Source organism: Thermococcus marinus (assembly GCF_055389025.1).
Map to the genome: position 1 here is coordinate 439,081 of NZ_AP042417.1, position 20,608 is coordinate 459,688.

Below are 20,608 nucleotides of genomic sequence, written 5' to 3' on the forward strand. Positions count from 1 at the left end.
TTGTTCAGCAGGGCAATGGGAGCTGTGTTTAGGGAGATTGCAGGGATGTCTGGTAGCCCCGCCGGGATTCGAACCCGGGTCGCGGGATCCAAAGTCCCGCATGCTTGGCCGCTACACCACGGGGCTGCCCGATAGAAAAGCAGAGTCCAGGCTTATAAATCTTAAGCCTACAAACCAGTGTTTAAAAGTGGGAAAAAGGGGCTCAGACGATAAGCGACACCAAATCTCTTATCGCCTTCTCCGGGTCTTTCGCCTTGGTAACCCCGCTCGCGAGGAGAACCCCGACGCTTCCCAGCTCAAGGGCCTTCTTGACGTCCTCGCCCGTGCTGATTCCTGCGCCTGTGAGAACCTTGACGTCCGGATTGACCTTCTTGACCAGCTCAACGGTGTTAGTGATGACTTCCGGCTTGGCCTTGCTCACGGGGATTCCCGTGCCTATTAGTTCAGGTGGCTCGACGGCAACGTAGTCCGGGCCGAGAGCTGCAACCGCCGCGGAAACGGCCGGGTTGTTGGAGCAGACCATCGTCATGAGCCCGACTTCCTCTGCTCTTCTTATCGCCGCTTCAAGGTCTGCCAGAATCATCCTGTTCTCGGAGTGGTTGAGGAGCGTTCCTACCGCGCCAGCTTCCTTCACGGCCTCTGGAAGGACGTGGCCGGTGTGGCTTCCAGGCTTTATCGGGTCGATGTGCTGGGCGAAGACCGGGATTTCAACGCTCTCGGCTATCATTCTGAGGTCTGCCAGCTGGGGCGCGACGACTATGGTTATTCCGGTCTCCTTCCAGACCTTCTCGGCGGCCTTCGCTATCTCAAGCGCCCTCTTTCCGGTCGCCTCGATGTATGTCTTGAAGTTGATCGCTATAATCGGCTCCTTCAGCTTCGCCATGGGTATCACCGTTGGTGTTAAGTCCTTTCCCCTTAAACGTCTTTCGGGGAGTTCCGTTTCCACTGGAAACCGGCCTCCCAAACGGGTCTATCAGCCCGGCCCTTATCAGTGAGGAGCTTATCTTCGGCCCGAGGGAGCTCTTTATTACCGGAATCACAACTATCTCAAGCGGTCTGAGCCCGCGCTCGGCCCTCGCCTGGTTTACTAGCAGTGCCCCCTTGTAGGTCTCCTCGCTGACCACTATTGCCTCAAGACTTTTCATTTCTCCTGCAAAGCCTATTGCCGTGTGGATTTTAATGACGCGGTAGTTCGTGTAGCCGTTGACGTTGAAGAACTTGAGCAAATCCCTTAAGCGGAGCTCGTAGGGGAGTATTTTCTCGGCGTATGGCTTGTTTCTTATCATCTCATCTGAAGTTAAGCCGACGTAAACCACCCTTCCGACCTCGAAGGCCTTCCTGAGCAGTGCCTTGTGGCCGAGGTGTAGCCTGTCAAAGGTTCCGCCGACTACAACCTTGCGGTACTTTTTCTTCATAGGTTAAAGTTGGGACGAGAACCAATAAGCTTTTTTATGGCCTGTGGAGATTCTTTTGGAGGTGATGGTGTGGACTACTTCTTCTACCCTTCAAGCGTTTCTGTGTTCGGTTCGTTCAAGAAAGGTGCCATAGCCTACGAAATCCTCAGGAACATTGTCGAGGGAGGCTTTGAAGGCAAAATAATCCCGGTCAACCCCAAAGGCGGCACCGTTGAGGTCGCGGGGAAGACCTTTGAAGTCCGGGAAAAACTTGATGAGCCGGTCGATACCGCCATAATCGCCATACCGGCGAAGTTCGTTCCAGCCCTCATCGATGAAATCGGCCCGCTAATCAAGGGAGCCGTTGTGATAAGTGCCGGCTTCTCAGAGGTGGGGGAAGAAGAGCTTGAGCGCGAGCTGGTCGAGAGGGCAAAAAAGCACGGCGTTAGGCTCATCGGCCCCAACTGCGCCGGCATCTTCGGCGTCCACGGGAGGTTCTTCGGCTCCTTTGAGGTTCGTGTTAAACCCGGCGGGCTCGCCCTCATCAGCCAGAGCGGTGCCTTCGGCGGCGCGGCCCTTGCGATGGGCAACGACGAGGGCATAGGCTTCTCGGCCTTCGTTTCCTATGGAAACGCCTCTGACCTGAACGAGAGCGACTTTTTGAAGTACTTTGCCGATGACGGTAACACTAAGGCGATAGCGCTTTACATAGAGGGCGTTAGGGACGGCAGACGCTTTTTGAAAGCCCTTCGCTATGCGAGCGAGAGGAAGCCCGTGATAGTCCTCAAGGCCGGCAAGAGCGCCAGCGGTGCTAAAGCTGCCGCCTCTCATACCGGCTCGCTCGCAGGCTCCTACGAAATCTACCGCGCGGCCTTCAAGCAGGCCGGAGCGATAGAGGTCGAGGAGATGGAGGAGCTCTTCGACGCGGCGAAGGCCTTCGAGATGTATCCCAGGGCCGGAAAGCGCGTGGCGGTCATCACCAATTCCGGCGGTCCGGGCGTCCTCGCGACTGACAAGCTCGAAAGGCTGGGCCTTGAGATTGCAAAGCTGGGCGATAAGACTGTGGAGGAGCTCCGCTCCTTCCTCCCGCCCCAGTGCTCGGTCAGGAACCCGATTGACCTCATCGCCGATGCCGACTACGAACGCTACAAGAGGACGATTGAGGTAGTTTGCAGGGACGAGAACGTTGACTCAATCCTCGTAATCTGCGTTCCTCCGATTTTCATTCCGAGCGAGGAGATAGCTAAGGCAGTTATCGAGGCCGACTGCGACAAGCCGGTCATCGTCAACTTCATGGCCGGTGAGCTCGTCCGCGGGGGGGTAAAACTGCTCGAAGAGCATGGAATCAAGAACTTCCCCACGCCGGAGCGCGCGGCGAGGGCCTTAAAGTGGCTCTCTCTCCGCTGAGGCTTTTAACTTTTTAAATTTGGCGTCGGGTTCATATGTGGTGGTTATCATGAATCCGTACAGGCTCCTCTACCCGATGAGGACTTATCTCGTCGTGGTTGGGAGGGGTGAGGAAGCGAACGTTATGGCGGCTGACTGGGTCACGATACTCTCCGCCAAGCCGTTGATGGTCGGCGTTGCCATAGCGCCCCGGAGGTACACCTGGAAGCTCGTCAAGAAGTACCGGGAGTTCGTGATAAGCGTCCCCAGCCTTGACATGCTCGATGACGTCTGGATAGCGGGCACGAAGCACGGCCCGGAGAAGCTTAAGGAGATGAACGTGACCCTTGTTCCGTCCAAGGCCATTGAAACGCCGAGCATAAAGGAGGCCCTCGCGAACCTGGAGTGCAGGGTTGTTGACGAGAGGGACTACGGCGACCACACGTGGTTCGTTGGCGAGGTTGTCGGGAGCTCCTACCAGGAGCACGCGTTTAAGGACGGCAAGCCTGATCTTGAGGCAGGCTTCCTTGCCCACGCCGCCTGGACTGATTTTGTAACGTTTGAGAAGAGGATTTACCGTCCTGGAAGAGACTCCAAGCCGTAGCGGTTGTGCCTCCCAATAACTTTTTTATACCGCTTTCCTCTATTCTGCACCATGATTGCACTCGGCATAGAGGGCACCGCCCACACGCTCGGCATAGGCATTGTCACTGAGAAGGAAGTTCTGGCCAACGTATTTGATACCCTCACGACCGAGAAGGGCGGAATCCACCCGAAGGAGGCCGCTGAGCACCACGCCAGGCTTTTGAAGCCCCTCCTCATGAAGGCCCTCAAGACTGCTGGAATAACGATGGAGGACGTTGACGTTATCGCCTTCTCCCAGGGGCCCGGCCTCGGGCCTGCTCTCCGCGTTGTTGCAACAGCCGCCAGGGCCCTGGCGATAAAGTACAACAAGCCGATTGTTGGTGTGAACCACTGCATAGCCCACGTCGAGATAACCAAGATGTTCGGCGTTAAAGACCCCGTTGGCCTCTACGTGAGCGGCGGAAACACGCAGGTTTTAGCCTTAGAAGGCGGCCGCTACCGCGTCTTCGGCGAGACCCTCGACATTGGGATAGGCAACGCGATAGACACCTTCGCGCGTGAACTCGGCATCGGCTTCCCCGGTGGCCCTAAGATTGAGAAGCTTGCTCTCAAGGGCAGGCGCTACGTAGAGCTCCCCTATGCTGTAAAGGGAATGGATTTGAGCTTTTCGGGGATTCTGACCGAGGCAGTTAGGAAGTACCGCACCGGGAAGTACCGCGTCGAGGATTTGGCCTACTCCTTCCAGGAGACTGCCTTTGCGGCGCTCGTTGAGGTCACCGAGAGGGCCGTTGCGCACACCGGAAAAGATGAAGTCGTCCTCGTTGGCGGCGTCGCGGCGAACAACAGGCTGAGGGAGATGCTCAAAATCATGGCCCAGGACAGGGGGGTTAAGTTCTTCGTCCCGCCCTACGACCTGTGCAGGGACAACGGCGCGATGATAGCGTACACCGGGCTGAGGATGTTTAAGGCTGGAATCAGGTTCTCCCTTGGAGAGACCGTCGTGAAGCAGAAGTTTAGAACCGATGAGGTGGAAGTTATATGGAGCTGATAGTTCCCTTCTACGTTCTGGTAATTGATATAATTCTGTTCCTGGCTATCGGATACGTGCTTGCCTTCATGGTGAAGCGTTTGGGTAAATATAGGTCTGAGATTGACACACTTGTGAGGTACTCGGTTATTTTCCTCGGGATAGCTGAGCTCGGCCGCGTTGCTGATTTGATTGATGACTTCTGCTGTGTGGAGCCTGCTTGGTATTTTGAGCTGTTTGCGTACTCAATTTCGATAGTTGGGGTAATCTACGCGATAGTCCATTACATCAAACTCGTGGAGAGCAGCTATATCCCCCGTCCACCTTCCCTCTACAAAAAATCCTCCTTTGGGGCCCACGTGGTCTTTTCCAAGACCCGCTTTCTTGACGTTATGGAGCTCCTAAAGGGTGCCGACTTCCCAGTCTTGGCCGTTACACGGTCGCCTAACATGTACAAAGGCTTTGAGAACGTTTCGACGGTGTGGGTGACTCAGATCTCGGAGGGCATCAACCCGACGGCACTCCACGTACTTCAGGACGTTATCATCCGCTTTGTCAGGGACAATCCCAGTTCCGTTGTTTTGATTGACTGTGTAGAGTATCTACTCCTCTACAACGACTTCAAGGCGGTCTTTAAGTTCCTGACAAACCTCAAGGACTACGTGGTCTTTCAGCATGGGGCTGGTCTAATAATCTTTGTTGATGACTCTGTGCTGAGTGAACAGGAAAAGGCTCTCTTTCTCAAGGAGTTTGAGCCCCTTTAAAACCTCTTTTTGAGCCTCATCGTGTATTTGGGATATATCTCTTCAGTGAAGCGCACGAACCTGGCCCTCCTGGGGGAGAGCTTTATCGTTATCTCGGTCTCGGGGGGCAGGTAGGTGTAGAACTGGCCGTCTATGGCGAGCAGGATTTCCCTCGTTATCGTCATGTTTCTGATGTCTATCCTGCTCTCCGCCGGGATTACCATCGGCCTTGAGCTGAGCGCCAGGGGTGCGAGAGGGGCTATGACCGTGACGCTGAGCCTGGGGTCAATAAACGGCCCGCCGGCGCTCATGGCGTAGCCCGTGGACCCGGTTGGCGTCGAGACTATGAGCCCGTCCGCGCGGATTTCGTCCGCAAGCCCGCCGTCGATGTAGTACTTGAGGTGGATTATCTTTCCGGGGATTCCGGTTAGAATAGCCGCCTCGTTGAGGGCGTCCGGCACGCTGGCCTCCCCGTCAATATAAGTCCTCAGCTTTATGCGCTCGTCTATGAAGTAGTCCCCCTCTAGGAGCTTGCTGAGGGCGAAGAACGTCTCGTGGGGCTCGACTTCCGTGAGAAACCCGAGTGTCCCCATGTTAATCCCGAGGATTGGGATTTCCTTCTTGGTCTTGTGCTCCACCCTCAAGATGGTCCCGTCGCCGCCTATGGCTATTATGAAGTCCACGTCGAAGTCCTCCAGGGGGAGAATGTCCGACTCGTCGAACTCCCTCAGGTATCTGTATGTGTCCTCATCAACCACCACATCGTAGCCGCTGACCTTGAGGAAGTCGTAGACTCTATAAGCCAGCTTCAAAGCCTCTGCCTTATCCCGGCGGGCAACAACTCCGAACTTCATGTCAATCCCTCTTGTTTATGCCCGTTTTAATTAAACTTTTCTCTTTATCTTTGTCCCGAGGTGGGCAGTCGCCAGAGCCCCCACTGCGGTTGGAACCCAGTAGTAAATCAGCCTGTCCAGAAGCGTCGCCGTGACGGCGACTTCCTTGCTTATCCCTAGAAGAATATAGACCGCGGAGTTTACGCTCTCTATGATTCCGGCTCCCCCCGGAATCACGCTCACCATGCCTATGACCATTCCCACCATCTGGACTACCATGACGTCAACCAGTGAGACAGGGTAGTTGATTGCCCTGAAAACGTAGTACGTCCTGAGGACGACCGTGAGCCAGGAGGCGGTTGAGTAAGCCAGGGCAAGCAGGAAGGCCCCCTTGTGCCTCATCAAAAAGCGGAAGTCGCTCTGAAACCTCGGGACGTCTTCTTCAACGGTCTTCTTAAACCTGTCCCGGTAGTCTTCCGCCTTCTGGGGGGCGAGCCTCTCAAAGAGCCTGAAAAACCAGTAGAGGGCACCCTTTGTCTTCTTTTCGCTCAGCAGGATTCCAAGGGTGAAGAGTATAAGGCCCGCAAAGGCAATGTCGAGGAGGACGAGTATAATGGTGAGCGAGATGGAGCCGAGCCTGTAGACGTAGGCGGTTGAAAGGGCCAGCATCACCACAACGGGAATAATGTCGAGGATTCTGTCCATCATAACAGTCGCGAAGACCTGGCCGTAGGGCTTCTGGATTTCTTTCGCGAGGAAATAAGTCCTGACGGGCTCGCCACCGCCCCTCGCCCCAGGGGTGACGTTGTTGACGAATATACCGGAAAGCAGGGCGAGGAGCACTTTCCTGAAGCCCGTCCTCACACCGATGGCGTCGAGGAGAACCTTCCAGCGCAGGCCCCACGTGAGGAGCCCGATGATGTACATAAGAACTGCCAGGAGGAAGTAGTCCGGCTTAACCCGGCCCAGGAGCTCAATGACGTCCCGTATTCCTGCCCACCACAGCAGGAGGCCAATGATGAGGACTCCAAAGCCCATGAGTCCGGCTTTCTTCCAGTCCATCCGTCACACCTTCCTGAGCCTTGCAATGAAGAAGCCCTGCGTCAGGTGTCTGTTTGGGTAAAAGCGCTGGACTTCCTCCATTTCAATTCCCTCAGAGCCTATGAAGACCGCCTGCTCCTCAAGCTTGAGTCCCTTCTCCAGCATGAACTTCACGTTGGCCTCGTTCTCCTCGTAGCTCAGCGTGCAGGTGGAGTATACGAGGACTCCCCCTCTGCGGAGAGACTTTATGGCGGCCCAGATAAATGCCCTCTGGTAACGGGCCGTCGCCTCGATGTCCTTCGGCGTCCTGCTCTCCCAGAGCTTTGGCCTTATGCCGAGGGCGGTGCACGGGGCGTCGAGGAGTATCTTATCTGCCTGGAGACCGAGCTCCGGTAACTTCCTCGCGTCCATTCGGATAAGCTTGACGTTCTTCACACCGAGCCTGTTGAGCTCCTCCTCCATTTTCTTCAGCCGGTTCCTCGACTTGTCTATGGCGATTATCTCCCCCCTGTTCTGGAGGAGCTGGGCGATGTGGCTCGTCTTTCCGCCGGGGGCGGCGGCCATGTCTATTATCAGCTCCTCCTCGCTCGGCTCAAGGACGTGGGCCACCACCATAGAGGGAAGGCTCTGGGCGTAGAAGAGGCCCTCCTTGAAGGACTCCAGCTCGTTCAGGCTCGGGAGCTTGAACTTGGGCAGGGTGACCTCGACTGCCAGGCCCCTCGTCGAGACGACCATCTCCTTTGCGCTCATTCTGGCTATTCCAATCCCGACGAGCAGGCCCCTTGGGTCGCGTATCTCGACCTCGTCGCCGGGCTTTATGTTCCTGTCCGCCTGCAGGACTCCGGGGGCGTAGAGGTGTGCCCCCTGGTAGACGCTCTCGCTCGCGAACTTGTTTGCCTTCACCACCGGCAGGCCCGGTTTGTAGTCGTCGGGGAAGTTCGGGCCCTCCCTCTCGAAGTAGATGCCCTCCTTTAGGTAGGGGCTCCTCTTCGGCTTCAGGCCCTCGCGCCTGAGGATTCTCATCAGCTTTTCCCTGCTCGTCTTGAGGGTGTTGACGCGGATGTAGTACTTCTCGACGGGAGTCCTGAGCGACGCCATTATCTCCTCTGCCTCGCTCCCGAAGAGCTTCCGGTAGTACTCCCTGAGCTCCGCTGGAAACGCTTCCTCCGGGCTCATCGCGACACCTCACAGGTCAAAGATTTCAAAGCGCTTTCCGGCTTCAATGAGCTTCAAAAGCCCTTTCTTCAGCTCTCCGGCGCTCTCAAAGTTCGCCTCAAACTGGAAGACCTTCTCACGGCTCTCCTCGATTCTTCTAAGGATTTCCTCAGGCGACGCCTCCCCTCTTCTCCAGTTGTGGACGTCGCTCAGGAAGTCCTCGCTCCCGTAGATGAAGCTCCTCGGGAAGAGCTCAAGGAACGCCTCCAGGAAGCCCTCGTTTATTCTCTCCTTTGGAACTGCAACCACGAAGTAGTAGCTCTCCGGCGTCGCCCCGACTTCGATTTGCGGCTTCACCTCAAAAGCCGGGTGGGGGTAGTCCATTCTAACCCACTCGCCGTCGAGGAATATGTACGCTCCAAAGACCTCCTCCACGTCCTCCACTTTGAACCCTTCTTTTGGGAGCTCGACCTTGAGCTCCTCGTTGAGCGTGAAGATGTCGTTCCAGATTCTGTTGAGGAACTCGTGGATTTCCTTAACGTTCATTTCTCTCACCATAGTGAAAAAAGAGGGGCTTGATTTAAAAGCTCACCCCCGCACGAGCCCTGCCAGTGCCCCGTTGATGTCCTCTATTATGTGGGTCTCGAGGTACCTTTTCTCGGTTTTGAGGGGTATCTTGAGGTTTTTACCCAGCAGGCTCACTGAGACCCCCATCTGGACTTCTATGGTGCTCCTTTCGCCGTTCTTCACGTGAAGAGCCCAGGCCCTGGCCAGTGCGCTCTTATCGAGCTCTATTGTCGTCCTGACGGTCGCGTAGTCCTTGGCCGGAATTGTAGTGGGCTTAAGGAGGTACCCGGTTCCAATCTTTACATCATTCGCGTACACATCAAACGTCAGGTTTGAGAGCGGGATTGGGAACGAGTTGGGGTTGTAGAGCCTCATGTCGGCGATTAACGTTCCCTTACCGTCCTTCTCTTCCACCCTGGTGACTTTGGTCTCGAGGAGTGCGGGCGTGTACGCGAGGCCCCCGAGCACAGGCTTGCTCTCGGAGGTGAAGTTGAAGGTCTTGAAGACGTCCATACCGACGTTTCGGGTCACGCTGAACCTCAAGGGGATTACTTTCAGGGCCGTCCCCTTGAAGGAAACTTCAAAAGTTCCGCTCTGTCCGTTCTCAAGGTACTTGAAAAGCGCGCTGATCAGGTTCTGGTTGTCTATGCTGAGGGCGATGAGTGCGTTCTCTCCAGAGAGCTCAACCCGTTCCGTCCTGGCGATGGGTATTCCCATAAAGCCCATTGTGGTGTTCTCCAGTGAAACCGGCAGGAGAAGGGGCCGGTTCCATTCACCCTCGATTATCAGCTCCGTGTTTGTCTCGGTCACTGTGCCCCAGCGGGCGCTGAGCTTTGGTGGCGAGCTGAGGAGTGTGTACGAGACATAAGCCCCCCATAGGAGCAACGCGAGGAGCACTATTGCAACGAGCTTCTTTATCATACCTGTCACCCTGTCTCGGATTCCAGCCCCAACCCTTATAAAAGGTTCCCAGTTTATTCCTCTGGTGGTGAAATGGGGCTGGAATCCGTGTTCTGGGCGTTCTGGTACATCCTTCCCGCCTACTTTGCCAACGCCTCCCCGGTTCTCGTGGGGGGAGGGCCGCCCATAGACGGCGGGCGAAAGTGGAGGGACGGACGGAGGATTCTTGGAGATGGAAAGACCTGGCGGGGCTTCATCGGTGGAGTTGCCATTGGGACCCTCGTTGGTGTAGTCCAGTACTTCATAACCCCTGGGTTCTACGGAGACCTTCCGACGGCGGTAAAGCTCGCGTTCCTGCTTTCATTCGGTGCGCTCTTTGGTGACCTCGTTGGGAGCTTCATCAAGAGGCGCGCAAACCTCCCGCGCGGTGCTCCGGCCATAGGCCTCGACCAGCTCGGTTTCCTGATAAGCGCCCTTGCCTTCGCCTATCCTGTTAAGACTCTCTCCAGCGGGCAGATTATCTTCCTCCTCGTAGTTTCGCCCTTCATCCACTGGGGCGCCAACTACTTTGCCTACAAAATGGGCTGGAAGAGCGTCCCTTGGTGACAAAGCCGTCCAGCAACCCTTTTTAACTCTCCTCCCAACTTCTTCCGGTGGTGTGGATGAGGGTCAAGGTGAGGTATTTTGCCCGCTACCGCTCCCTCGTTGGTAAGAGTGAGGAGGAGCTTGAGGTTCCCGATGGAATAACGATAAGAGAGCTGATAGAAATCCTCAAGGAGAGGCACCCGGTTCTGAAGAACGAGGTTTTTGCCGAGGACGACGACTTAGCTGACGTCAACGTCTCCCTGAACGGCCGCTATGCCCGCTTTGATGAGGTTCTCCGGGACGGTGATGCCGTGGCGCTCTTCCCGCCGGTGAGTGGTGGTTGATATGCTGAGCGAGAGGGAGCTGGAGAGGTACGACAGACAGATAATGATTTTTGGAACGGAGGGACAGGAGAAGCTCAAACGGGCGAAGGTCGCGGTGGTTGGCGTCGGCGGTCTCGGAAGCCCTGTGGCCTACTACCTGGCCGCCGCGGGGGTGGGAACACTCCTCCTGATAGACGAGCAGGAGCCCGAGCTCAGCAACCTCAACAGGCAGATACTCCACTGGGAAGAGGACGTGGCGAGGAACCCGAAGCCCCTCTCCGCGAAGTGGAAGCTGGAGCGTTTCAACTCCGATATAAAAATCGAGACATTCGTGGGGAGGCTGAGTGAGGATAACGTTGACGAAGTCCTTGAGGGGGTCGATGTAATCGTTGACTGCCTCGACAACTTTGAGACCCGCTTCCTGCTCGATGAGTACTCCCAGAGAAAGGGCATTCCCCTCGTCCACGGTGCCGTCGAGGGGACTTTTGGCCAGGTGACGACAATAGTCCCCGGAAAAACAAAGAGCCTGCGCGAGATTTTCCCCAGTGTGAAAGAAAAAAGCGGGAAGTTCCCGATAATCGGGGCCACCGCCGGCGTCATTGGTTCAATACAGGCGATGGAGGTCATAAAGCTCCTGACCGGGGTCGGTGAGCCCCTTCTCAACAGGCTCCTGCTGGTTGACCTGGCCTACAACAACTTTGACGTCGTTGAGCTCAGGTAGACGGGGCTTCAACTTCTTCTTTTTTGTTGATGGAAGTTATTTTTATTGTCCCCTTCCAGTAGCCCCTCTCGGTGACTTCTATTATTTCCCCGCTTATGTCTTCTGCCGTAGTGGTGGCGATGATTCCGTAGGTCAGTTTCATTCCAGTGAACCCTTCATCGGTGAAGTACAGCTCGGCGGTCGCGTCGGTCACGGTGGTGTTCATGTCGGGGGTTGCGAAATAAAACTCTGCCATCGGGAGTATCAGTTCCTCTGGAACAGAATATACGAGGACAAGTGTTCCGTTTTCTGTGTAGTTGCCGACCGGCTGGAGTTTGAGTAGTTCCCTTGCAACCGAAACCGGGTTGATGCGCCAGAACGAAGTATCGTTTTTGGCAATCCTCTCACCAATATCCTTGATGTAGACTTTTCCGTCGACAACAACCAGGCTCATATTGAACGTCACGTTGTCTGGCAGTGTGGTCGTCGTTGTCATAATCTTGGCCTTCTTCTCTTCAAAGTCCACGTACCCCATCTCCTCTATTATCATGGTGAAGTTTGCTTCCTGTGTGAAGTTTCCGGACTTCATCTCCATGTCCAGCTCAACACTGGCATCCTCGGCGTAGGAGTACTGCTTTATTTCTTCCAAGGCCTTCACAGGGTCAATCGGGGTGTTCTCCTTTTCGGAGCCGGTTTTGATGGGGCTCTGTGGGCTTGTTGTCTCCCCGTCTGCCTTTGAAGTCTGGGGCTGGGAAGTGTCCCCTCCAATGCACCCCGCCGAGACTACAATAAGCACGAGTATCAGCACCGTAAGCTTCCTCATGCTTTCACCGGCATCTGCTCTGGAACTAAAACTTTAAACCTTCCGGGCTTATCTTCCCAGGGGATTAGGCATGAAAGTCAAGCTGACAAAGGAGCCCTTCAGCGTTGATGAAGCGATAAGCCTTCTCCGTATCCCTGAGAGCGGGGCGTACGTGGTCTTTCTAGGTCAGGTCAGGAATGAGAGCCACGGCAGGAGGGTTGAGAAGCTCATTTACGAGGCCTATCCTGAGATGGCCGAGGCCGAGATGGAGAGGATAAGAAAGGAGGCCCTTGAGAAGTTTCCGATTCTGGACATGCTCATATGGCACCGCTACGGCGAGCTCCCGGTTGGGGAAGACACAATACTCATAGTGGCCAGTGCAAAGCACAGGAAGGAGGCCTTTGAGGCCTGCTCCTGGGCGCTGGACGAGGTCAAAAAGAGGGTTCCGGTGTGGAAGAAGGAAGTGACAGATGAGGGCACGTTCTGGATTGAGGGAGACAGGCAGGTTCCAGTCTGACTTTCTCCACTTTTTGCATACTATTCTCAATAGTCAGCAAAATCCGAATAGAAAAAGTATATATATCCGTCCTTCGTACCTGCTCCCGGTGAGCGGTGATGGAGAAGGCCGTTTGTGCTGGTTCGGCTGGCGAGGTTTTTCAGTCCCAGTCTGTGGTGAGCGTCGCGAAGCCTCCTTGGTCGAATAAAACCAGCAACGGAAAGCTTGAGAGGCTCATACTCCAGCTCGGCGCGGGTAAGGGAAAGTTCTCCGAGGTTGAGGGCATCCCCCGTTCAATCGGCTGCATTGGCAACAACAGGTTCATTCTCCGCAGGGAGCCGCTGAGCATTGAGAGAATGAAAGAGATACTCCTTGAGTTCCGGAAGTTGGGCGGAAAAGAAGTGTGGCTTACCAACTACGACAACGTTGAGACGCTCCTTGCCCTCTCGGTGTTCGCGAGCGAGCTTGAGTTCCCTGAGGTCTACGCGGTTGTCCTCTTTGATGACCTCGACAAGGTTACCCCGGTTGAGGGCGTCAACTTCATCGCGGAGCTCAGCTACCCAGAGCACACCCTCGATGAGCTCTCTGCATACCCCTGGCTCCACGGCGCCCTCATAATGGTGGCCCCTGAAGACTTCCGCACCGGGCTGCTCTCAGGCAGTTTCAGAGGCGAAGTCTACGTTGACGTCCTCTTCCCGGGTTCGGCCAGGAGGCTCAACTTCAACGTCATTGAGCTCCGCAGGATATACAACCCCAGTGCGGAGAAGTACCACGACTGCCTCTCCGGAACCGTCGCGGTCACCGCTGACGGCTACGTTCTGCCCTGCCCGCTCCTGAGGAACTACGTCGCAGGCGACCTTACCAGAATGACACTCAAGGAGACTTTGAGGAAAAAGAGGCTTAGGTCGTTCTGGAGAATGACGAAGGACAACATACCCACCTGCGCCACATGTCCGTTCAAATACATCTGCCACGACTGCAGGGCCCTTGAGTATCAGGCGACGGGCGAGATAGACGGCATGGAGTACTGCCTGATATCCCTCTAAAACTCTAGGATCGAGCGGTAGCCGCTTCCGTCTTCTTTTACCATTCTCTGGAACGCTGTCTTTTTGTTGCCGTCATTAAGCTCTTTGAAGCTCGGTTCAAAGTACTCTATCAGGAGCTTTTCTACGTAGGCGCTGAACTCCAGAACCTTTCCCCCCATGTCCTCCTTCGATGAGAAGAACCATTCAAGGAGGTAGCCCCTGCCCGGGAGGTATCCTGCCATGATTTCGTACTCTTTGAACCTGTTCAGGACGTCTTCTTTGATTTCGCTTGATATTCCAATAACGCCCCTGTCGTGGACGTTCATATCCACCATGGGGGAGAACCCGGTGAGGATTTTCTTCTCCCTGAGCCTGTTTATCATGTACCTTATCGTTGGTCTCGTCTTGTCGAGCCGCTCTGCTATTCGCTTTATCGGCGTCCGTGCGTCCCATTTCAAGATGTCCATCAGGACCGCGTAGTCGTGGCCCAGCTCCCAGTCTCCCCACTCTCTGGGCTTTTCGGGGGGTGGATACGCCCAGACCTCGTAGTATTCAAAGTCATCGGAATATTTGGCGAGCATCTCGTCTATATCCTTCACCTGGTCTTTCGGGACGTAGAAGATGATTGACAGGCCGTTCTTGAACCCGAACGCCGGGTTAACGTAGCCGATGAAGGGGTTTTTTGTCATCCTAACGGCGACTTCCATAAGCCTTTCGGCCGGGACGCTGAGAAATCCGACAAAGCTCTTCAGTCCGATACGCCGTATGTTGTATGTGGCACTGATGACAAGGTATTTACCGTAATAGCGGTCGTAAATTCTCTTCAGTCTGTAATAGTCTATCCCCTCGGTCGAGGCTATTTTTCTGAGGCTTTCGAGGGGGTACTTACTCAGAAGCTCCACGAGGAATTCGATTTCATCTTGTTTAACCTCGCCCATTCGCGGCACCACCGCAGTTGAAAAATTACCCCTCGGAAAAAGTTATATCCCCTCGGTTATTAAATTCTTCCGGTGGTGGCCATGGTGAAGATTGAAGTCGTTGACATTGAAAAGCCCGAGGGCGTGGAGGTCATAATCGGACAGGGTAACTTCTCGATATTCACGGTTGACGACCTTGCGAGGGCCCTTCTCACGGCTGTTCCAGGGATAAAGTTCGGCATAGCAATGAACGAAGCCAAGCCCCAGCTCACGCGCTACACCGGAAACGACAAGGAGCTTGAAGAGCTCGCCGCAAAGAACGCCGTGAAAATCGGCGCGGGCCATGTCTTCGTCATCCTGATGAAGAACGCCTTCCCGATAAACGTCCTGAACACCGTCAAGAACCACCCAGCTGTGGTCATGGTCTACGGCGCCAGCGAGAACCCGTTCCAGGTCATCGTCGCCGAGACCGACCTTGGACGGAGCGTCCTTGGAGTTGTTGACGGCAAGGCGGCCAACAAAATAGAGACCGAGGAGCAGAGGAAGGAGCGCAGGGAGCTCGTGGAGAAGATAGGCTACAAGATCGACTGAAGCCATACTTTTTTAGGACTTTCCTTATACCTTTCTACGGTGGTTCGATGAGGGTTGCTTTTATAACTTCAAATCCTGGTAAGGTGGAGGAGGCCAGGAGGTACCTTGCCAGCGTTGGGTTGGAAGTCTACCAGCTGAAGGTTGAGTATCCAGAGATACAGGCGGATTCCCTCGAGGAGGTGGCGGACTACGGGGTAAAATGGCTGGCGGAGAGAGTTGAGGGTCCTTTCTTCATAGATGATTCGGGCCTGTTTATTTCGGCCCTTAACGGTTTTCCGGGGGTTTATTCTGCCTACGTCTACAAAACTCTTGGAATAAACGGTATCCTGAAGCTTATGGGGGGCATTGAGGACAGGAGGGCCTATTTCAAGAGCATCGTGGCGTACTGGGACGGTGAGCTTCACATTTTTGAGGGCAGGGTGGATGGTGTTATAACCGAGGAGCCGAGGGGAACCGGTGGATTCGGGTTCGATCCCATATTCAGACCTTCAGGTTTCGACCGAACTTTTGCCGAAATGACAACGGACGAAAAGAACAGGATATCTCACAGGGGCAGGGCGTTGCACGCTTTTGCAACTTGGTTAAAGGAAAACCTTAAATAATGAAATCATTCCAATTATCACGGTGTGAATTGTAATAATGACAAAAGGGGATCGCGATGGCGAGTTCGCTTGATGCTACAGACATAAGGTTGTTGAGGGAACTTAAGGAAAACGCCAGGGAGAACATAGCATCTCTGAGCAAGAAACTTGGCATCCCGAGGACGACAGTGCACTACAGGATAAAGAAGCTGGTTGATGAAGGGATAATCGAGAAGTTCACGGTTAAGCCCAACTACAAGAAACTTGACCTGGGAACGACAGCCTTCATACTGGCGCGCTACGACCCTGATTCGGGGCTCACTCAGAGGGAAGTAGCCGAGAGGGTCGCTGCCCTTGAGGGCGTCTATGAGGTCCACATCGTTGCCGGTGAGTGGGACTTGCTAATAAAAGTTCGCGCACCGAACGCTGAGGAGATAGGAAAGATAGTCGTGGACAGGCTCAGGGAGATAAAGGGCATAGATCAGACAGTAACAATGGTCTCATTTGTCACGGTAAAAGAAGAAGTCTGAGGGCGATGATCGGCGTTCTCCTTTCTGATTTATGATGATGCGAGGAAGGGTGAGCCCTGCATTTCCATTAAGTTCGTAAACATGCAAATGGGTTCCTTTGGCTGGTTTTTATTTTCCGATTTTCTGGTTGGCTATTAATCTCTTTGGAGCCCCTTTAACTGTGCTGTTCTGGGGATGTAATTGAATTTTTGTGGAGTAGTAATGTATTTCCAATTTACATTCCCGTGACAATACTTAAAACAGTAAACTCTTTAAGTTTTGGATTTGTTATCCATCTGAACAACATTGGAGGTGATCCGCTTGGGCTGGAAGAGGGTTCTTGCTTTGGCCCTCGTGTTGCTCTTCCTTGGGATGACCGTCAGTGGAGCGAGCGCCGCGGCAAGCTTCGTTAACGCGACGGCGAACGGCACTGTAAAAGTTCCACAAGAGTTCAGTCCTGAGAAGGGGCCGGGGAATGAGGTTCAGCCACAGTTCGGAGGCGCCACTGTTGTTGTGGAGCCTTTCCTTGAGGTCTTTGTCCCGGGTATTGGCTGGATAGTGGCCATAGGGAGCATTGTCGCGGCCATTGCCAAGTACGTGTATTCGAAACCCGTCAGCGAGTTCACCGAGGCCTTCGTAAGCGAGATTCCTGACAAGATTAAGGACGGCAATCAGGAACTGGCTAAGGGAATTGAGAACAAGAACTTTTGGGGGAACTAAAGCAGAAATTGGTTACGGTTACGTTAAGAAGAAATGGTGGGGCCTCAAAAAGGAAGCCATCATAGTGAAGCCCATCATCACAATAACCAGGGACGAGGTCAAGGCTGTCGAAGACTTATTCAGCCCGAAGGAATACGGCAAACTCCTTGCACAGGCATATCTCAACGGATGGGACGCTAACAAGGCGAAGAAGCTTGCAAAAGAGTTTGACAAGCAGTACAAGAACTTTCGGGTAAAGTTCAGGGGAAGATATGCCTGTGGTAGTTACTTCCCAGAAGGAGACGTCATCATTGAAAAAGGTAACGACAAATATGGGGCAGTTCATTTTATTAAACGGCACATTCTAAGACAGAGGCTGGGCAAAAAAGGAAAACTGACAGTCTTTCCCTCTGACTGGAGCGCAGACTTCATTCTTTCCTTAATCGGAGAAACAATCAAGAAAGGAAGAATTGACTGCAGTGACCCCGAGCACACTCCCCGCAAGTTCGTGGTCGAAAAGAGGTTCGGATATTTTAGGGGCAAGTGGGTAGGCAGGAAGGTTAGAGTCGTCCTATCGTACGATAGAGCACGGGGAATTTACAAATTTATCACAGCTTACTTGGATTGACCCGCCACCTTTAAATTTTTTAAAGAAAAAGCCGGGGGTGGTCTTAATGCCGGTTAAGTTCTCGGTTGATACCTCGCTTGAAGAGCTGGAGGAATCCGAAGGATTTGGGGCTGAGATCGAGGTGGAGGTTAACGGAAAAGAGTTTGTATTGGCGCTCTGCTACATTGTGCAGGCGCTGGCGGCAATCCTCGCCACAGTAACCTTTGCAGTCTCGTCATGCGATGAAATTCCCTACGTGCTTGAAAAGTTCGAGGAGGACGAGAGGAGGGTGATAAGAAGGAACTGCAGGGGCGGAAAGCTCGAGGTGGGTTTTGGCACTTACGAGCCGATTTCTCCCGTGGTGTTCAGGAAGGAGGGCGATTACCTGCTTATTGAAGCCTTCGAAAACGAGCGGTTTGTCGGTAGGGAGAGAGTCGAAGTCAGGGAGTATGTTAAAGCCGCCCTGGAATTCCTCGAGGAGTACCTGAAGGGAACCAGGGACGAAGCCTACCTGACAGGGCTTGAGAGAGTTAAAGAGCTCGTGCGGAAGAGCAAGTATAAGGACGTGCTCGAGGGTTGATGCCGTGGAATGCTTGATACTGAAGTTCCGGACAGCTTAAGGAACGAATACCCCCCAGATGGAAAAGGGAAATACGTCGAATGCTTGAGGTGTGAGGCGTGATTACATTCTCTTTCTTCCTCCAGGATGGAGACAGGGGCTTCCCCGTGCTGGTGCTCGAAGACGGGCCTGTTTTCATTAGTGAAGACCCGGTGGTGCTGGATGAATTCATGAGCTCCCTAAAGGCGCTCCAATCAATGGAGAACCCGCCAGAAAGGCTCTGGGACCTGAAGATAAGGGCAGAAGGTGGAAGGGTTTGCCTGACCTTACCGGATGGGGGAAAGGTACACGTCACCCGTAAAAAGCTTTCCGGGATAGTTCAGACCTCTCCAAAATATGAAGGCGGTTCTCCACGGTAAATCGGTGCGGATGGAGTGGCTCAGGTTCAAGCTAAAGCTGCCTTCACCTGAAATGCTTGAGATGTTCGGTGAACCTGAGGACGTTATGGACGAGTACGAAGTTCAAGTTTACGGGAGCACGTACGTACTGGAAGCGTTCGTTAATCTCGAGGGATACGTTGAGGAGCTTAAACTTCTCAAGGATTTCGTGGCGGACGGCAAACTGCCCGGTGAAAGGTGGCGGGTAAAGTGGGACTTGGATGGCGAAATCAAGGGGCTCTCCTCCAGCGGGCTTAAAAGGCCGGAGGACAGGGGCCTTCTCCGCGAACTGGCTGGCATTAAAAAGCTCTCGGCAGGAGCGGTTCCTCCATTCGTCCGTTTTACCCTCTCAACCTACGACCCCTTTGAGGTCATCTATGCGGCAAAATCTGGGGAGGATGAATTTTTGCTGGCGTTCGTCCTGTATTCCTTCACAGCCCTCAGAGTCCCGAAGAAGGTTCTTTTAAAAGCCGTCAATGATGCCATTAGGGACGCGGAAAGGGAGTTCGAAAGGCTCACAGGCAGGGGAGGTGTTTAATGGCCGATGCCAATTCAGGAGAATGCCCGGTATCGGGTGATGAACATGACCCCTCACAGTGCTCCGGGGATTTACTGGTATCTTCCAGGAACGAGTCCGTATTCAACCGCTAAAAGCGTGGATGAGCTTTTGGAGTGGACAGAAGTACTTTTTGACTTCGACAATTTTCTCAGGCACTACCTGCCCGTTAAGGGTCACTGGATTGAGAACCCTTCACTCCTAACTGAGGTTCCCAGGAACATCAACGTTCTCTCCACCACCGTAAGCTTCCCCCGCTTTCTTGGAAACTTCATAGCTGGAATTTTATACGCGCTCGGAAGGTAGAACGAGTTCAGGAAGTTCATTGGGGGACCGGGAGTTAAAACGCCCGCAGGAGACGGCAGGATGGTTCCTGAGGACGTGCTGAAGCCCATTGGAGAGCTCCCCGACTGGGCAAGGAGAACGCGAGTAAAGGTCAAACTCTACTTGGACATGGACTTTGGAGCCTTTGACCCGACCGTTCATGCGGTGCTTTTAAGGAGTGGAAACTCTCTGATTTGGATTTTCGACAATGGTCGGGCCTACAGAATGAGCGCGCGAGAATTCATTGAACTCGCCTTGGGGGTTCTCGTTGAAGGCAAAAACTCGATAAATGCCCTGATTGAGCGCGTTAACGGCCGCTCGTCACTGGCCCGGGCTACGGTAAGGCACGTCGAGCGATTCGTTGATGCTCTCACATAACACAGCACTCGTAGATTATCTCGACGTCTCTAACAGTTTTTGCCCACTCTATGATTTTCCTCGGCGGGTTCGTCAGCCTGTCAACCCCTGCCAAGACGGCCCCCCTGTCGAACTCAAGCCTCCACCTTCCCAGCGGCCGCATGCAGCCTATGCTTATCTCTCCGTCGAAGCGTTCGCGCGCGTACTTCACGACCTTCAGACTCTCCTCCACTGACGGCTTTGGAACGCTCTCCATCTCCGTCCCCTTCGTCGGGATGAGAACGTCCAGCACGAGGACGTCTATTGGATACTCCATGAGCATGTCAATCGCCCGGTACTCCCAGTGGATTCTCCCGAAGTCGAGGCCTATCGTTATGTGTGGCGCCACGCGGATTTCGTTCTCGGTCAGAAGTTCAACTATGCGAAGGTAATCTTCTACATTCTTGTCTATTTTGTAAACTCGCCTTATCACGTCGTCATCGCCGACGAAGTCGAGGGAAACGACATCAACGTATTTCAGCCATTCCAAATCGCTCTCATCTATGAAGCCGACGTGGGCGTTGAGCTTCAGGTTCGTTCTCCTCTTAATCTCCCTCAGCTCGTCTGCGTACCTGTCAATCGGTACCTTCAGGCGTGAATCCATTCCCCCGCTCAGCAGACAGCCCAGCCCGCCGGAGCGCTCGAGGTCGAGGCAGAAGTCAACGAGCTCCCTCTTTTTGGGCTTCTTCATGCCCTCAAGGTAGTGCCTCCCGCAGTGGGCGCAGTTGAGGGCGCAGTAGCTCCCCGTGAGCGAGACAGAGGGAAATTTGATTCCGGGGATGTATATCTTCAGTTTCTTTTTTTCTGCTTCCATTTCAATCACCTTTCAGAGCCGGGGGTTGCAGTGGGCGAAGTCTCACCTTCGGGGGA

The 20,608-nt window shown here is 54.1% G+C and carries 28 protein-coding genes, 1 tRNA gene and 1 pseudogene; 19 read left to right on the forward strand and 11 right to left on the reverse strand.

Annotation, left to right across the window (positions count from 1 at the left end; all coding sequences use genetic code 11):
- Positions 1–50: 50 nt before the first annotated feature.
- The 3 genes and pseudogenes from ACZ5ER_RS02225 to coaD form a co-directional block, all read right to left on the reverse strand.
- A tRNA-Gln gene (locus ACZ5ER_RS02225) sits at positions 51–126 on the reverse strand.
- 76 nt (positions 127–202) lie between these two features.
- Entirely contained in the window at positions 203–883 is a 681-nt protein-coding gene (gene tpiA, locus ACZ5ER_RS02230; protein ID WP_464934712.1) for a triose-phosphate isomerase, read from the reverse strand.
- Between the two features lie 67 nt (positions 884–950).
- A pseudogene (gene coaD, locus ACZ5ER_RS02235) lies at positions 951–1,415 on the reverse strand (phosphopantetheine adenylyltransferase); the annotation flags it as partial.
- A 69-nt stretch (positions 1,416–1,484) separates the two neighbouring features.
- On the opposite strand from coaD, the gene ACZ5ER_RS02240 reads away from it, so the two are divergent.
- The 4 genes from ACZ5ER_RS02240 to ACZ5ER_RS02255 are packed head-to-tail and all read left to right on the forward strand — an operon-like array spanning position 1,485 to position 5,156.
- Positions 1,485–2,801 carry an acetate--CoA ligase family protein gene (locus ACZ5ER_RS02240; RefSeq protein WP_464934713.1) on the forward strand — a complete coding sequence of 439 codons (1,317 nt, stop codon included), beginning with the start codon at positions 1,485–1,487 and terminating at the stop codon, positions 2,799–2,801.
- 49 nt (positions 2,802–2,850) lie between these two features.
- Complete coding sequence (locus ACZ5ER_RS02245; RefSeq protein WP_050002229.1) at positions 2,851–3,384, forward strand: flavin reductase family protein; 534 nt, start codon at positions 2,851–2,853, stop codon at positions 3,382–3,384.
- A 51-nt stretch (positions 3,385–3,435) separates the two neighbouring features.
- Positions 3,436–4,413 carry a bifunctional N(6)-L-threonylcarbamoyladenine synthase/serine/threonine protein kinase gene (locus ACZ5ER_RS02250; protein ID WP_050002228.1) on the forward strand — a complete coding sequence of 326 codons (978 nt, stop codon included), beginning with the start codon at positions 3,436–3,438 and terminating at the stop codon, positions 4,411–4,413.
- On the forward strand, positions 4,404–5,156 hold the full coding sequence (locus ACZ5ER_RS02255) for a DUF835 domain-containing protein (RefSeq protein ID WP_050002227.1): 753 nt from the start codon (positions 4,404–4,406) through the stop codon (positions 5,154–5,156). The genes ACZ5ER_RS02250 and ACZ5ER_RS02255 overlap by 10 nt, the downstream gene beginning before the upstream one ends.
- Here ACZ5ER_RS02255 and ACZ5ER_RS02260 read toward each other — a convergent pair.
- The 5 genes from ACZ5ER_RS02260 to ACZ5ER_RS02280 are packed head-to-tail and all read right to left on the reverse strand — an operon-like array spanning position 5,153 to position 9,652.
- Positions 5,153–5,989 carry an NAD(+) kinase gene (locus tag ACZ5ER_RS02260; protein ID WP_050002226.1) on the reverse strand — a complete coding sequence of 279 codons (837 nt, stop codon included), beginning with the start codon at positions 5,987–5,989 and terminating at the stop codon, positions 5,153–5,155. The genes ACZ5ER_RS02255 and ACZ5ER_RS02260 overlap by 4 nt on opposite strands.
- A gap of 30 nt (positions 5,990–6,019) precedes the next feature.
- Positions 6,020–7,030, reverse strand: coding sequence for a lysylphosphatidylglycerol synthase transmembrane domain-containing protein (locus tag ACZ5ER_RS02265; RefSeq protein WP_050002225.1), 1,011 nt, complete (start codon positions 7,028–7,030; stop codon positions 6,020–6,022).
- Between the two features lie 3 nt (positions 7,031–7,033).
- On the reverse strand, positions 7,034–8,185 hold the full coding sequence (locus ACZ5ER_RS02270; protein ID WP_050002224.1) for an RsmB/NOP family class I SAM-dependent RNA methyltransferase: 1,152 nt from the start codon (positions 8,183–8,185) through the stop codon (positions 7,034–7,036).
- 9 nt (positions 8,186–8,194) lie between these two features.
- Positions 8,195–8,710, reverse strand: a complete 516-nt coding sequence (locus ACZ5ER_RS02275; RefSeq protein ID WP_050002223.1) for a DUF3201 domain-containing protein — start codon at positions 8,708–8,710, stop codon at positions 8,195–8,197.
- A gap of 42 nt (positions 8,711–8,752) precedes the next feature.
- Positions 8,753–9,652, reverse strand: coding sequence for an LEA/WHy family protein (locus ACZ5ER_RS02280; RefSeq protein WP_050002222.1), 900 nt, complete (start codon positions 9,650–9,652; stop codon positions 8,753–8,755).
- A 72-nt stretch (positions 9,653–9,724) separates the two neighbouring features.
- On the opposite strand from ACZ5ER_RS02280, the gene ACZ5ER_RS02285 reads away from it, so the two are divergent.
- The 3 genes from ACZ5ER_RS02285 to ACZ5ER_RS02295 are packed head-to-tail and all read left to right on the forward strand — an operon-like array spanning position 9,725 to position 11,260.
- Positions 9,725–10,237: a CDP-2,3-bis-(O-geranylgeranyl)-sn-glycerol synthase gene (locus tag ACZ5ER_RS02285; RefSeq protein WP_464934714.1), complete on the forward strand. Its 513-nt coding sequence runs from the start codon at positions 9,725–9,727 to the stop codon at positions 10,235–10,237.
- 56 nt (positions 10,238–10,293) lie between these two features.
- Positions 10,294–10,560, forward strand: a complete 267-nt coding sequence (locus ACZ5ER_RS02290; protein WP_050002220.1) for a ubiquitin-like small modifier protein 1 — start codon at positions 10,294–10,296, stop codon at positions 10,558–10,560.
- Between the two features lies 1 nt (position 10,561).
- A complete protein-coding gene (locus ACZ5ER_RS02295) occupies positions 10,562–11,260 on the forward strand; it encodes a ThiF family adenylyltransferase (protein ID WP_050002219.1) in 699 nt (232 codons plus the stop codon).
- Here the strand turns inward: ACZ5ER_RS02295 and ACZ5ER_RS02300 are convergent.
- On the reverse strand, positions 11,253–12,062 hold the full coding sequence (locus tag ACZ5ER_RS02300) for a hypothetical protein (protein ID WP_050002218.1): 810 nt from the start codon (positions 12,060–12,062) through the stop codon (positions 11,253–11,255). The two genes, ACZ5ER_RS02295 and ACZ5ER_RS02300, sit on opposite strands and share 8 nt — an antisense overlap.
- A gap of 70 nt (positions 12,063–12,132) precedes the next feature.
- On the opposite strand from ACZ5ER_RS02300, the gene ACZ5ER_RS02305 reads away from it, so the two are divergent.
- Entirely contained in the window at positions 12,133–12,558 is a 426-nt protein-coding gene (locus ACZ5ER_RS02305; protein ID WP_050002217.1) for a molybdenum cofactor biosynthesis protein MoaE, read from the forward strand.
- Between the two features lie 98 nt (positions 12,559–12,656).
- Positions 12,657–13,583 (forward strand): SPASM domain-containing protein, encoded by a 927-nt coding sequence (locus ACZ5ER_RS02310; RefSeq protein ID WP_050002216.1) that lies wholly within the window; start codon positions 12,657–12,659, stop codon positions 13,581–13,583.
- Here the strand turns inward: ACZ5ER_RS02310 and ACZ5ER_RS02315 are convergent.
- Complete coding sequence (locus ACZ5ER_RS02315; protein ID WP_464934715.1) at positions 13,580–14,500, reverse strand: winged helix-turn-helix transcriptional regulator; 921 nt, start codon at positions 14,498–14,500, stop codon at positions 13,580–13,582. The genes ACZ5ER_RS02310 and ACZ5ER_RS02315 overlap by 4 nt on opposite strands.
- Positions 14,501–14,581: 81 nt before the next feature.
- Between ACZ5ER_RS02315 and ACZ5ER_RS02320 the strand changes: the two genes are divergently transcribed.
- The 10 genes from ACZ5ER_RS02320 to ACZ5ER_RS02365 all read left to right on the forward strand — a co-directional run bounded on the left by ACZ5ER_RS02320 (position 14,582) and on the right by ACZ5ER_RS02365 (position 19,720).
- Positions 14,582–15,070, forward strand: a complete 489-nt coding sequence (locus ACZ5ER_RS02320) for an adenosine-specific kinase (protein ID WP_050002214.1) — start codon at positions 14,582–14,584, stop codon at positions 15,068–15,070.
- Between the two features lie 47 nt (positions 15,071–15,117).
- A complete protein-coding gene (locus ACZ5ER_RS02325) occupies positions 15,118–15,672 on the forward strand; it encodes an XTP/dITP diphosphatase (protein WP_050002213.1) in 555 nt (184 codons plus the stop codon).
- A 56-nt stretch (positions 15,673–15,728) separates the two neighbouring features.
- The gene (locus ACZ5ER_RS02330) at positions 15,729–16,181 is read left to right on the forward strand and encodes an Lrp/AsnC family transcriptional regulator (RefSeq protein WP_050002212.1); all 453 of its coding nucleotides are present in this window, start codon (positions 15,729–15,731) and stop codon (positions 16,179–16,181) included.
- A 300-nt stretch (positions 16,182–16,481) separates the two neighbouring features.
- The gene (locus ACZ5ER_RS02335) at positions 16,482–16,880 is read left to right on the forward strand and encodes a hypothetical protein (RefSeq protein WP_464934716.1); all 399 of its coding nucleotides are present in this window, start codon (positions 16,482–16,484) and stop codon (positions 16,878–16,880) included.
- Positions 16,852–17,487 carry a hypothetical protein gene (locus ACZ5ER_RS02340; protein ID WP_464934717.1) on the forward strand — a complete coding sequence of 212 codons (636 nt, stop codon included), beginning with the start codon at positions 16,852–16,854 and terminating at the stop codon, positions 17,485–17,487. Before ACZ5ER_RS02335 ends, ACZ5ER_RS02340 begins: the two co-directional genes overlap by 29 nt.
- A gap of 46 nt (positions 17,488–17,533) precedes the next feature.
- The gene (locus ACZ5ER_RS02345; RefSeq protein ID WP_050002210.1) at positions 17,534–18,046 is read left to right on the forward strand and encodes a hypothetical protein; all 513 of its coding nucleotides are present in this window, start codon (positions 17,534–17,536) and stop codon (positions 18,044–18,046) included.
- A 98-nt stretch (positions 18,047–18,144) separates the two neighbouring features.
- Positions 18,145–18,444, forward strand: a complete 300-nt coding sequence (locus ACZ5ER_RS02350) for a hypothetical protein (protein ID WP_464934718.1) — start codon at positions 18,145–18,147, stop codon at positions 18,442–18,444.
- Positions 18,445–18,448: 4 nt separating this feature from the next.
- Positions 18,449–19,000, forward strand: coding sequence for a hypothetical protein (locus ACZ5ER_RS02355; RefSeq protein ID WP_464934719.1), 552 nt, complete (start codon positions 18,449–18,451; stop codon positions 18,998–19,000).
- Between the two features lie 39 nt (positions 19,001–19,039).
- Entirely contained in the window at positions 19,040–19,324 is a 285-nt protein-coding gene (locus ACZ5ER_RS02360) for a hypothetical protein (protein WP_464934720.1), read from the forward strand.
- A gap of 60 nt (positions 19,325–19,384) precedes the next feature.
- On the forward strand, positions 19,385–19,720 hold the full coding sequence (locus tag ACZ5ER_RS02365) for a hypothetical protein (RefSeq protein WP_464934721.1): 336 nt from the start codon (positions 19,385–19,387) through the stop codon (positions 19,718–19,720).
- On the opposite strand, the gene ACZ5ER_RS02370 is transcribed toward ACZ5ER_RS02365, so the two are convergent.
- Positions 19,713–20,552, reverse strand: coding sequence for a radical SAM protein (locus ACZ5ER_RS02370; protein ID WP_464934723.1), 840 nt, complete (start codon positions 20,550–20,552; stop codon positions 19,713–19,715). The two genes, ACZ5ER_RS02365 and ACZ5ER_RS02370, sit on opposite strands and share 8 nt — an antisense overlap.
- Positions 20,553–20,608 lie beyond the last annotated feature (56 nt).